Raw genomic sequence first — 11,803 nt, 5'->3', positions numbered from 1 at the left:
CCCTTGTGCCCACAGATATCGGTGCCCGGCTGGTGCGCCTGGAGAAGCTGCTGCGTGCCTCGGTGCGCGCCCCGAAGCTGGCGAACGCATCCGTGGAGGGCGGCAGCATCGAGGTGTACGACGACGACGGGTCGTTGCGTGTAGTGGTCGGGCAGCAGCCGGACGGCACCAGCGGAGTGATCGCGGTGAACGGGCCGCCCCCGCCGCAGCCGAGCCCGCCGCTGGTGGTGTCGCGGCTCGGCGGCGCGGGCGCCACATGGGACGGCACGTTCGTGGGCGGGGCGAGGCTACCGATGGATTTCGCCCGCATCGAGGTGCACGCCTCCCCCACCGCGAGCTTCGAGCCGGGGCCGGGGACGCTGGTGTCGACGTGGGAGTCCCCACGCGGCGGTACCTGCCTCATCCCCACCGAGCAGCCACTGTTCGTACGGCTCGTCGCGCGCAACACGTCCGGGGCCGGGTCAGTGCCGTCCGACGTTGCGGGACCGGTGGAGGCGTCGAAGGTGGTGGCGCAGGAGGTCCTGGACGGGATTGTCACCGAGACGAAGCTCGCCGAGGGTGCGGTGACGGCGGCGAAGGTCGCGCTGGCCGCGATCGACAAGAACGCGCTCGCGGCGGGTGCGATCACGGCGGAGAAGATCGGCCAGCTGGCGGTGGAGGCAGGGAAGATCGCCGCCGGGGCTGTGGACCTGTCCACGTTGGGCGGTGCCCTCTCGGACAGTGCCGTGCAGCGGTACACGGATGCCATGGGCGACGCTGCCGCGTGGCAGATTGTCCAGACCGGCCCCGGGGCCTCCTGGGCGCACCGGTCCGGGGTGACGGATGCGCCGACGGGGCAGACGGTGGGGCAGGCTAACGGGCACATAAGGGTGCGTGGCAACACTCTCGTTCCGTACGACCCGGGAACCCTCTATCGAGTCAGTGCCCGTATCCGGGCTACGGCACAGCCCACAGCGGGCCCGGACAACGTGTACGTCGGTATCCTGGGTGTAGGGGCGGACAAGACCACGCTGGTGAACCGGCAGGGGGCGAACTCGGCGTCCGGCCACTACTACGTGGGCGCATCCGGGCGGACGATCGCGGCGGCGGACGGCTGGGTGACGATCGTCGGCTACCTCAAGGACCGTGTTCCCGGCGGCGCTATGGGGTCGGCCGGACCGAACCCGGACGCCCGGGCCCCGGGCATGGTGCACCAAGAAGTCAGGTTCATCAGCCCCTACCTGTGGTTGAACTTCGGCTCCGCCGAGACGCCGGGCGCACCGTCGGTCATGCAGGTCGACCTGGTGACGGTGGAGGCGTTGCGGACCGGTGTCGTCGACGGCACGAACCTGGTGTCGGGGGCGGTGACGACGGCGGCTCTGGCTGCTGATGCCGTGACGGCGGGGAAGATCGCTGCGGGAGCGGTGTCGGCGCGGGAGATCACCGTGAACACAATCACGGCCGCTCAGATCGCTGTGGGTGGTATCACGGCCAGTTCGCTCGCCGCCGGGTCGGTGACGGCCGGGGCGATTGCTGCCGGATCCGTGCACACTGCCCACCTGGTGGCGGGTGCGGTGCAGGCTGGTTCTTTGGCCGTGGATTCGGTGTCTGCGGGGAAGATCGCCGCCGAGACGGTGACCGGCCGGGAGCTGAAGGCCCTGTCGGTGTCGACGGACAAGCTCGCGGCGAACGCTGTAACGGCGGGGAAGATCAGCGCGGGGGCGATCCAGACGGCGCACCTGGCCGTAGGGTCGGTGACCCCGGAGCAACTGGCTGTGGGGCAGGGCACGAACCTCATCCCGGACGCCGGGTTCGAGGGGGCGGGCACAGCGAACAGCCTGGCCGCCGCCGGGGCCGCCTGGTCTTTCGCCCCCGGTAATCGGACCGGTGTGGGCGTCCGAGTGGACGCGACCGCCGACACCCCGGCGTACTTCACGCTGCCGTTGGCGACGGCCCCGATCCTGGCCGCCTCTCAACTGTTCCTGGGAGTGGACGTCCTCACGTCACAGGACCTGGTCGCCCAGGCGGTGAAGATCCTCGCCCGGTGGGAGGACAGCGCGGGCAACATCCTCGGATACGGGGTCGCGGAGACCACCGAGTACGTGCCGGGCGAGTGGCGGCGCATCACCGGGCAGGTAGCAGCCCCACAGGGCACCACCCGGGTGGTGCTGTGCCTGGAGGTGTCGGCGGGCACACGGGGTTGGTGTGTCTTCGACAACTCGGAGTGCCACACCATCTTCGGTGACGCCACCGGCGGGGCGCGGGCGGAGATTGGCCCGCGCGGGATGCGGCTGTTCGACGACGACGGCGACGAGGTCGTCTCGCTCCTGTCGGGGCAGCCGAACGCGCTGACGTTCCGCGACGGCGCATCCCGTGTCGCGGCGATCGGGTCGACGGGCGATGCGTCGTTCCAGAACCTGAACGTCGCCGGGACGCTCAGCATCGGCGGAGACGACCTCAGCTCTCTCTACAACGGGCCCCGCGGGATGATCGCGGTCGACTGGATGGCCACCCCGGTACAGACAGCTGCGGGCACCGAGATGGGGTACGTCGAGCTGGCTTTCGACGCCTCCCCGGATCGCATGTACCGGATCGAGTTCAACGGGTCCGCCGAGTGCACGGCTGCGGGCGGTTCGCTGGTGCTGCGGTTGCGGTCGGGGTACGAGGGTGCCCCGCTGGTGTCGTCGCCGCAGATTCAAGAGGCGCGGTTTCCGCTGGTGCAGACGGCCCGCAGGCAGGTGGAATTGCGGTTGGTCAGCCATTGCAGCCCGGAGAACTACATCCGGCCGGGCCGGAACCGGCTGCTGCTTACGTTCACGTCCGACAGCGGCGCACCGGCCGGGCAGCAGGTCACCCTGGCCGGGGCCTCCGGCCGTCTGGGGCACCTGACGGTGGAAGACGTCGGGGAGCGGATTCCAGAGACTGGGGCGTACAACACGGGTGGTGCGGTGGTGCCGGACTCCCCGGTGAAGATGACCCGCACCTACAAGGCCGCCTGGTCCGGGAGTTACGCGAACCGGGCTGGGTTCAACGCCTACCACGGCAACGCCCTGGCCGCTGGCTTCTTCTCCGCGAACAACGGTGTGCAGGCCGCGTTGACTGGGTTCGCCGGGAACATCGCCGCTGATCTGGCGGGGGCGAAGGTCCTCAAGGTGGAGGTCTACCTGTACGCGAATCACTGGTACTTCGCATCCGGTGGCACCGCCGTCGTCAAGACCCACACCCACGGAGCCCGTCCCACGAAGTTCGCCACCCAGGGCGCGGCCAAGACGGTCGGCAACTGGGCGCGCTCCAGCGGGAAGTGGGTCGACATCACGTCGATCTTCGACCCGAAGACGTTCCGGGGGATCTCCCTGGACCCCAACACCACCAACAAGACGTTCTACGGCAAGTTCGACGGTGTGGGCTCCGCCCGCCCGCCGCAGCTGCGCGTCTCCTACGTCAAGTAACCCAAGAGAGCAGAGCACCTGATGGCCGCCGTGTACGCGGATCTCGTTTCCAACTCCAACTTCACTAACGGCACCACGGGTTGGTGGGCGGGCGATCCCGCCATGGTCACCCTCGCAGCCCCCGGAACCGGGGCGGAGGCCACCGCGACCACGGAGGCGGTGAACCTGTGGGATGCCCCGTTCGGGCAGGACGGCATCGTGCTGCGGAAGGGCTGCACGTACACGTTCTCGTTCACCGCACGGGCCAGCCAGCCGGGCACCGCACTGCGAGCCCAGGTCGGCCTGGGTACGGACCCGTGGACGGTCACTCTGGACAAGAGGGTGACCTTGTCTGCGGTCGACAAGCACTTCTACTACTCGTTCGTCTCCGAACTCGACACCGAGAAGGGGCAGGTGAGCTTCCAGATCGGGCAGGGCACCAGCGTCACCGTGCACCTGACCGAGGTCCGTCTGACCTGCTCCACGCCGAGGGAGGGGTTCTTCGTTGACGCGGACTCGAACGCGGCGAAGTGGGTGCGTGACTATCCGAAGGACCCGCGCGTCGACAAGATCACCCGTGGGCTGGTGCGGCGGCCGACGGCGAAGTGGTTCGGCGACTGGAACAAGGACGTGCAGGCTGACGTGGACACCTACGTGTCCGCTGCTGCGGCGGCCGGGCTGCTGCCGATCCTCGCCGTCTACAACGTGTTCAACCGGGACAACGGTGGGGAGAGCCACGGCGGCGCGAAGTCCGCTGAGCTGTACCGCACGTGGGTTGATGCCGTGGCGGCCGGCATCGGAGACCGTCCCGCGCTAGTGATCGTCGAACCTGACGCGCTTGCCCAGATCCAGGGACTGCGGGACGACACGGCGCGGGCTGAACGGCTAGGGCTGATCAAGTACGCCGCGGAGGCGTTGGGGAAGCTGCCGCACGTGCGGGCCTACCTCGACGGCGGGAATGCCACGTGGATCAAGCCGCAGGAGATGTCCGCCCGGCTGGCCGCTGCCGGAGTGGCCGCGACGAAGGGCTTCGCGGTGGGGGTGTCGAACTTCGACGCGACCGACATCTCGGCGACGTACGGGACGCAGGTTTCCCAGGCGCTGGCAGGGCTGGGCGTGCCAGGGGTGCGGTTCGTGATCGACACGTCCCGCAACGGGAACGGTGCGATGGACGGAGCCGGGCAGCACGTCGACTACTGCAACCCGGGCGGGCGGCGTCTCGGGGTGCCGAGCAGCATCGGGGTAGGCGGGGCCGAGTACCTGCTGTGGATCAAGGTGCCGGGCGACTCCGATGGCATGTGCGGCACAGCCCCGGACGTGCCTGCGGGAACGTTCTCTCCGTTCCTCGCGGAACAGCTGATCGACGGCCGATAGGGGGTAACACGGACAACCAAATCAACCCGTCCCTTTATCAGGAATCCCCTAGCCCTGCATTCCCTTTTACTGAATCATGGCGTGCCGAAAATTTAGATACCGCAGATGTCGGCATACACCAGACGTCACTGACATCAGCTCATAGAATTCGCAGGTGCCTTGCACTCGGCGCCCTCTCTCGCCATTTGTCCTTGGCTTGTCCAAGGCTTGAGCTGAGAGGATCACCATGCGCAAGCACATCAAGGAGCTGCCCCGAAAGCTTGGGCGCCGCAATCTCGCTCTGATCGTTGTAGCGGCAGTCGTCTCTACGCTGATCGGCAAGCTCGCGGACGTCCTGCTGTAGCTGGCGACCACGGTGGTCTCAACACCGTGGTCGCCAGCCGTACGGTGCCCGCTCCCGGAAGCCCTGCTCCAGCCTGAGCCGGAGCAGGGCTTTCTACCGGGATTGAAGGCAGCTCTGTTGGCGGTCAGAGATGCATAAATTGATGAGAAGTTGATGCTGAACTTCACATCTGTTGTTGGCGGGTGACTCCCAATCTACTAGACGGGACACCCCCCCGGGGGGGGAACCCTTCAAGTTATAAGGGTCAAAGCTAGTATTGATTTCGATGTTGGGGTGGGCTAGCACACCTAAACGTTCAGGTGTGGTCCCCGCCCCCGTAGGCTGACGTGCAGGCGTGGGGCTGTTGGAGGACTGCGGTGTCCGTGCCGCCAAGCGCCGAACCCACCCTGTGGGAGCTGCACCGCGCCGTCTCACAACTGCGCGAGGACCTGCGCGGTGACCTCGCCCAGCTCGCCGCCCGCCTGGACCAGGTGGTCACGCAGGACGTCTACCGGGCCGACCAGCGGGCAACCGAGCAACGCATCGGACAGGTCGAGGCTGGGCTCGCCGGCCTGCGGAGCGAGCACGACCAGATCACCGAGCGCGGCGAGGGGCAGCGGCGCGAGGACCAAGCCGCGGCTGCGGCAACACGTCGTCTGGTGATCAGCTCGTTCGTCGCGCCGCTGCTGCTGATGGCGTTGCAGCTGTGGCTGCTCTCGGCGGGCACCGCGAAGTAGGGACCACCAGCAAGCACCACGGGACGACTCGGGCGCGGGGAGATTCGAGTACCAAGGTGGCGACACCACTAACTGCTGACCGTCTGGTCGCAGCACTACAGGCCGAAGGCGTCCGCGTGATCGAGCGGCCCGGCTGGCAAACCCACAACCGCAACGCGAAGGGTCCATGGGGGCCGACGCACGGGGTGATGATCCACCACACCGTCACGTCTGGAACGAACAGCACGGTCAGCATCTGCGAGAACGGGTACTCGGACCTGCCGGGCCCTCTGTGCCATGGGGTTATCGCGAAGGACGGCACGGTCTACCTGATCGGCCACGGCCGGGCGAATCATGCGGGCAAGGGCGACAGCGCGGTCCTCCAGGCGGTCATCGCCGAGAAGCCGCTGCCCCGCGCGGCGAGGGCCGACAAAGACGGCAATCCGCACTTTTACGGTTGGGAATGCGAAAACCTCGGCGACGGCCGTGACCCGTGGACGGCGGCCCAGCTGGAGGCCATCGAGCGTGTCTCGACGGCCCTGTGCCGGGCGCACGGCTGGGGTGCGGCGAGCGTCATCGGTCACCTGGAGTGGCAGCCGGGGAAGGTCGATCCGAAGGGCTTCGCCATGAGCGGGCTCCGTCAGCACGTCGCCGCCCGGCTCAAGGGCAAGCCGGGTGCTTCCGGTTCTTCGACGTACACGGTGCGCGGCGGCGACACCCTCTCCGGAATCGGTGAGCGGCTCGGCGTGAACTGGCAGGCCCTCGCCCGCGAGAACAACATCGTCAAGCCATTCACCATCCACCCGGGCCAGACCCTCAAGATTCCCGCGAAGTAGGAGACACCCTCATGTCCGACGCCAACCAGAGAACCCTTCGTACCGGCCTTCAGACCCTCCTGGGTGTCGCGGCTGCACTGCCGCTGATCATCGACGCGTCCGGGATTCCGCAGTCCACTGCCGGTGTGGCGGTGGCAGTGGCGGTCGCGGCAGGCATCACCCGAGTGATGGCCTTGCCGGTCGTCCACCAGCTGCTCCCGGAGTGGCTCTACCGCAGCGAGTCCGCGCCTGAGCCCTCTGTCCGTCATGCAGAACCGGCAGAACCAGCAGACATCACTACGCTCCAGGGCTAATACCACCGGGGAACGTTCCCCGCTCCTGCCGCCTTGCGGCCGGTGGGCCGAGTGGAACGTTCCACTCGGGGCCGACCGGTGCGGCAGCTGTGGCCAGTGCTCACCACCGACTCACGTGAGGCGGTGGTGAGCACTGCCCTGCGCTCAACCAGTGGTGGGTGGGCTCTGGGGCCGGGCCTCCGTGGGCTAAAGGATGTTCCATCGCAAGTGATGATCGCCAGAACGGTCTGCTGCGATCCTGCTCCGAATTTCCGCCGCCTTTGCGGGCTCATGGGTGGCTTTGCGGGCGTTTGTGGTGATCATGCGAAGTTCCCTCAGGTCGCGAAGTACCCGGTACCCCGCCCACTGCCGGATGTCCCAGCCGTAGGCGTCAGCGAAACTGGCGTAGTGGGCAGTGTCGTAGCCGAAGCGGCGGCAATGCACTTCGACGGTAACGAGATCCCATTCCGGATGTCCGATGGTGGCGCTGTCCCAGTCGCAGAGGACTGCTCGATCTCCGTCGTGGAGTGCGTTGCCGTGCTGGGGGTCGCCCTGGAGAACTGAACGGGGCATCTCGAAGCGGACTTCGGCGAGTTGGCGGTCGAGGGTGTCGACGCGCTTGTGTAGGTAGTCCAAGTCATCTTGCGGCAGGGTGGTGGTCGCGTTCAGGGAGCGGCGGATCGCTGTGCAGACGTCGAGGTGAGGAAGCTGGACGGGTGGGTTTCCGAGGCTGTGCAGGGTGCTGAGGGGTTTCGCGAGGGCTTGCGCGGCGACGGGGTGGCTGGGCTGGTGCAGGTACGTCCACAGGGTGGCCGACTGTTCACCGAGAGAAACTGGTTGAAGGTCGGGGCGGTGTAGGGGGACGGTGGGGAAGCCGAGTTCCATGAGCCACTGCACGAAGCGCACGGTGCGGGTGACGGTGGTTGCCGGGGTTCCCTTTCTGGCGATCTTCACCACGACGGGGTCGTGTGCGAGTCGCAGGACGGCGTTTGTCTGTCCTCTCAGGAGGACGGCCCCGGTGGCGTCGAGACCTGCTGCTTCACAGGTGCGGGTCAACAGGTCGGTCATCTCGTGTTCGGTGTAGCCGCCGTGGATCGGTGCTGTCATAGGGACAGGCTGCGGGATGTCGAGCAGGTGTGTCACTGGCTTCCGCGGGGCAGGGCCAGGATCTCCTGGAGTTCAATGCCTGCTCGGACGGTGCGCATCTGCTGTGGTGCGGCGTTCAGGACGTCTTGGGCTCTGGCCCCGAGGATCTGTGTGCGGTGGTCGGCGGGTACGTCGAGGTAGGCGCGGCCGGCGAGGGTGAAGGCTTCGCTGAGGTGATGATCCCTGGCGAGGCAGAGTGCGCGCTCGATGTTCAGCAGTGCGGGGTCGATGCTGCCTTGCTGGGCGGCGTAGAGGCTGAGGGCGCGATTCTGGATCTTTTCCGCCTCGCGGGTGTGGTTGAGGTAGGTGAGGATGCCGCTGAGGTAGAGCAGGAAACGGCGTTCGGGGAAGGCCCATGCGTCTGTCGCCTGTGTGGGGGCGGCGGATGCGAAGGCGTCCTCGGCGAGATGCATGATGCGCAAGGCGCCCTCTGTGTCGCCGTTTCGGGCGCGGGCGCGGGCCTCGGCCGCTGCGGCGAAGGCAAGGGTGGATGCGCCGCTTCCTTGTTCTTGGAGGAGGGTGCGGGCTTCTGCCGCCAGTCGGACGGCTTCGTCGAGGGGCCCGTAGTAGTACGGGAGCATGGCGGCTTGAACCCGGACTCGCGCCCTCATGTCAAGGTTCCGGCTGTCGTCCGCGGCAGTCAGCGCGGTGGCGTACCAGTCGCTGGCCTGGCGGAGGCTGCCGAGTTTCATCAGGGCGTCGGCGACGAGGGTCGCGAGGACTGACGTCATCTCGGAGAGCCGCAGTTGGGTTGCGGCGGGCTGCCGCTCGGAGGCGAGCAGTTGTACTTCTCGGAGGTCTTCCAGCAGTGCCATGAGCATTTCGCGCGGGGGGCGGCTTATGTACTGGTGGCGGTGGAGGAGGAGTCGTTCGTCAAGGAGGTCGAGTTGACGGGAACTGACGCTTCCGGCGGCAAGGGTCCTGTCGACGCGGCGTCGGAACATGTCGATCCAGTCGTCTTCGCGGTGGAAGACGGGCGCAGGAGAAGTGCCGAACTGCTGGGCCCGCTCGTCGCTTGGGCCACGGTAGGGGCCAGCCGTCTCAGCGCCCGGGACTCCGGACGTATACCGGTGCGGTGTGGACTCCGCCGGAGGCAGAAGAGGGCCAGTGCCTCCATAGGGCGCAGGTGCGTGATGCATTTCCACAGCGTGGGTTCGAGCCGGGGATTCTGGGGTGTCGAGGAGTTGCCGCGCGGTGCAGCCGGGGAACATGCGGGCGAGAACGAGCGGTGCTGGCTGTGCGGGGAGCGTCTGGATGTTCCCGGATGTCCATCGGCGGTAGGTCTGCTCCGAGACGGTGGCGGATCGGAGGGTCTGGTCGCCGGAGTCTCGGGCCATTTCCCGCGCGGTGCGCTCGTAGGCGTGCTTGAACATCTTGTAGGTCGTGCCCGTGGCCGTGGTGAGTGACCAGAGCAGTGTCTTCCCCGCCATGGCGACAGGTTCCTTTCGGCCTGCTCGGCAGGTGGCTGCGAGCTCAAACAGGACGCTTCCGTCGCGTTCATGAATACCTCAAGCGGCTTGTTGTGCAGGCCAGTTGTGGCGAGATGGCGCGAAGGTGTCATCCCAGTGGTATCCCCGCGGCACTACCAGGTGGTCTCTGCGGTGTTCACCGCCTGCGTCGGGTCGGTTGAGGGCGTCTTCCATACTGCGAGCTTCTCGGGGATAGGCACGGAGTTCTCACCCGCTCGGGGACTCTGACCACCTGGATCAGTGCCCGACCGGTTGCGCTGGAGCCCCCGTCACGCACTCCACCCGAGCACCTGTGTGTCTGCGGCACGCGGATGAGATGCGGGTGGCACCCGTCGTGCGATGGCGGTGATACCTGCGGAAGCAGCACGCTGTCGAACCTTCCGAACGTCACATGCCGCCCGTAACAGCGCCTGCCGTCAGGAACTCTCATGTTGACCGAAGTAACCAGATTCGACACCGCGTTCGACCCTGATGCACCTGGGCCGCTGGGCGCGAAGCACCAGTTGGACCAGCAGACGGAGCTGGTGGACAAGCAGGCCGGGTCGGGCAGCGTCTTTGCCAGTGTCCGGAGAGCGGTGCCGGTTGCCCTACGCGGCCATCTCGCGCCGTATGCCGTCAAGGGCCGTCCCTGCTGCGTCCCGTACGTCGGGAAGGTGGTCGGCGGCCGTGCGGATGATGCGTTGCAGTTGGTGCGGGAGGCGTTGGCGGACTGCTTCGGTGAGGGCTGCTGTGAGGGAGTCTTCGGCTCCGGTGTGGTCCCCGCCGAGGAGTCGTACGCGGGCGCAGGTGATGCGGGCGATCACGGCCCACTGCGCGCCGGTTCCCACGTGGTCCGGTGTCTGGTCGACGAGCCTTATGGCGATGTCCTGCCGTCCGGTCGAGACGAGGCCGCGGAGTCGGATCTCGTGGAGGGCGAACGGGTTGAACAGCGACGTGTGCTCGGCCCGCTCCAGGAGCCGGTCCGTCTCGCGCACCACCGTGTCGAACAGGTTCTGGTCGTGGAGGGCGCCGGCGGCGCGGGCGAGAAGAGGCAGGGCGGCGGCGCGGGCGGTGTCGTCCGGGGCGAGGGTGACGGCCTGTTGCAGGCGGTGGACTGCGGCCCCGGTCAGGTGGGCTTTGCGGAGTTCGTTGCCGTGCATCCGCAGGATTTGGGAGGTGAAGGCGGGGTCGTCGAAGTAGTGGGCGATCTGGAGGCTCTTGCCGGTCCAGCTCGCTGCGGTGGGCAGGCGTTCCTCGGGCAGTACGTTGCCGAGGGCGACGCCGAGTCCGACGCGTGCTTCGGCGAGGAGGCGCAGGACGTCGCGTTCGGTGTGTCCGTCTTCGACGCGGGCTTCCAGGCGGGCCACCAGCGGCCACAGTTCGGCGACGGCTTCGGAGGCGTGGCCGGACTGACGGGCGATCTCGGCGAGGCGGACGGTGGACTGCCCGAACTGGAGCATCGCCCGGTGGTCGGTGTCGGCGGGGTCGGTGATGCCAAGGACGTGCGGGGGAATCCGCAGTCTTTCTGCAACGTGGCGGCGGGCGGTGGTGTCGTTCAGGGCGCGTTTGCCCAGCTCCATGGCCGAGACCATCGTCTTGTCGTAGCCGAGCAGGGTGCCAAGTTCGGTCTGGTTGATGCCGTGCACAGCCCGGTAGAACCGCAGGATGGGCCCGAGTTCACGGGCCGCGAGGAGCAGTTGAGCCTGGGGTGTTGCCCAGTGCCACAGGGCGTGGCGGGCCGACGGCCCCCTCGCTTCCTGGCGGTCGCTCATAGGTCGCTACTCCTGAGTCTGGTACCAGGTGGCGATGGACTGCTTGTAGCCGTCGGGCATGCGCAGTGCGGAGACTTCGCCCGCGGTGAAGAGGCCGATCTGCTTATGTTCGTGGCTCAGGACGGGTGCGGTGTCGGGGGTGAGGACGGTGCACCCGTAGGTGACGATCACGACGCGGCGGTCCGGGTTCGTTTCCGGGAGCGGCTGGTAGATCCAGACGTCCAGCAGGGGCCCGGCTTTGACCACCCACCCGGATTCTTCGCTGACCTCGCGGACCACCGTCTCCTCCGGGGAGAGGTCGGTGGGTTCCAGGCGTCCGCCGGGCAGCTCCCACTCTTCGCGTTCGTTCTTCAGCAGCAGCACCCGGCCATGTGCGTCCAGGGCGACACCCTTGACGGAGACGGGCCAGGTGGGAGGCGTGTAGGCCATCGCGGTCCCTCACGGTCACAGCGGTTGGGGAGTCTTCGGAACGTAGCACGCAAGCGGCAACAGGCGTGCGTTGTGGGCGAT

9 protein-coding genes are annotated in these 11,803 nt (G+C 67.5%); 5 read left to right on the top strand and 4 right to left on the bottom strand.

Translation table 11 applies throughout. The annotated features are described in order from the left end of the window. Positions 1–5: 5 nt before the first annotated feature. From OG897_RS35715 to OG897_RS35695, 5 genes are all read left to right on the top strand, one after another. The gene (locus OG897_RS35715) at positions 6–3,428 is read left to right on the top strand and encodes a hypothetical protein (RefSeq protein ID WP_266663614.1); all 3,423 of its coding nucleotides are present in this window, start codon (positions 6–8) and stop codon (positions 3,426–3,428) included. A 21-nt stretch (positions 3,429–3,449) separates the two neighbouring features. Beyond that, a complete protein-coding gene (locus OG897_RS35710; protein ID WP_266663612.1) occupies positions 3,450–4,781 on the top strand; it encodes a glycoside hydrolase family 6 protein in 1,332 nt (443 codons plus the stop codon). Positions 4,782–5,480: 699 nt separating this feature from the next. Further along, positions 5,481–5,840 carry a hypothetical protein gene (locus OG897_RS35705; protein ID WP_266663611.1) on the top strand — a complete coding sequence of 120 codons (360 nt, stop codon included), beginning with the start codon at positions 5,481–5,483 and terminating at the stop codon, positions 5,838–5,840. 56 nt (positions 5,841–5,896) lie between these two features. Next, a complete protein-coding gene (locus tag OG897_RS35700) occupies positions 5,897–6,655 on the top strand; it encodes an N-acetylmuramoyl-L-alanine amidase (protein ID WP_266663610.1) in 759 nt (252 codons plus the stop codon). Positions 6,656–6,666: 11 nt separating this feature from the next. Next, the gene (locus OG897_RS35695) at positions 6,667–6,948 is read left to right on the top strand and encodes a hypothetical protein (protein WP_266663609.1); all 282 of its coding nucleotides are present in this window, start codon (positions 6,667–6,669) and stop codon (positions 6,946–6,948) included. Between the two features lie 186 nt (positions 6,949–7,134). Here OG897_RS35695 and OG897_RS35690 read toward each other — a convergent pair whose 3' ends face one another. The 4 genes from OG897_RS35690 to OG897_RS35675 form a co-directional block, all read right to left on the bottom strand. Beyond that, positions 7,135–8,034 carry a phosphotransferase gene (locus tag OG897_RS35690; RefSeq protein ID WP_266663608.1) on the bottom strand — a complete coding sequence of 300 codons (900 nt, stop codon included), beginning with the start codon at positions 8,032–8,034 and terminating at the stop codon, positions 7,135–7,137. A 32-nt stretch (positions 8,035–8,066) separates the two neighbouring features. Next, positions 8,067–8,888 (bottom strand): hypothetical protein, encoded by an 822-nt coding sequence (locus tag OG897_RS35685; protein ID WP_266663607.1) that lies wholly within the window; start codon positions 8,886–8,888, stop codon positions 8,067–8,069. 1,241 nt (positions 8,889–10,129) lie between these two features. Then, positions 10,130–11,293 (bottom strand): helix-turn-helix transcriptional regulator, encoded by a 1,164-nt coding sequence (locus OG897_RS35680; RefSeq protein WP_266663605.1) that lies wholly within the window; start codon positions 11,291–11,293, stop codon positions 10,130–10,132. Positions 11,294–11,299: 6 nt separating this feature from the next. Then, a complete protein-coding gene (locus OG897_RS35675) occupies positions 11,300–11,722 on the bottom strand; it encodes an NUDIX domain-containing protein (RefSeq protein WP_266663603.1) in 423 nt (140 codons plus the stop codon). Between the last annotated feature and the right edge of the window lie 81 nt (positions 11,723–11,803).

The sequence above is a fragment of the Streptomyces sp. NBC_00237 genome (assembly GCF_026342435.1).
In the GTDB taxonomy this organism is placed as follows: Bacteria; Actinomycetota; Actinomycetes; order Streptomycetales; family Streptomycetaceae; genus Streptomyces.
This window is presented reverse-complemented; position numbering and strand designations above follow the sequence as displayed.

Excerpts from the sequence above, each read along its gene's own strand:
- OG897_RS35710 (WP_266663612.1), top strand. The coding sequence starts at position 3,450 with ATGGCCGCCGTGTACGCGGATCTCGTTTCCAACTCCAACTTCACTAAC.
- OG897_RS35695 (WP_266663609.1), top strand. The coding sequence starts at position 6,667 with ATGTCCGACGCCAACCAGAGAACCCTTCGTACCGGCCTTCAGACCCTC.
- OG897_RS35690 (WP_266663608.1), bottom strand. The coding sequence starts at position 8,034 with ATGACAGCACCGATCCACGGCGGCTACACCGAACACGAGATGACCGAC.
- OG897_RS35685 (WP_266663607.1), bottom strand. The coding sequence starts at position 8,888 with ATGGCACTGCTGGAAGACCTCCGAGAAGTACAACTGCTCGCCTCCGAG.
- OG897_RS35680 (WP_266663605.1), bottom strand. The coding sequence starts at position 11,293 with ATGAGCGACCGCCAGGAAGCGAGGGGGCCGTCGGCCCGCCACGCCCTG.
- OG897_RS35675 (WP_266663603.1), bottom strand. The coding sequence starts at position 11,722 with ATGGCCTACACGCCTCCCACCTGGCCCGTCTCCGTCAAGGGTGTCGCC.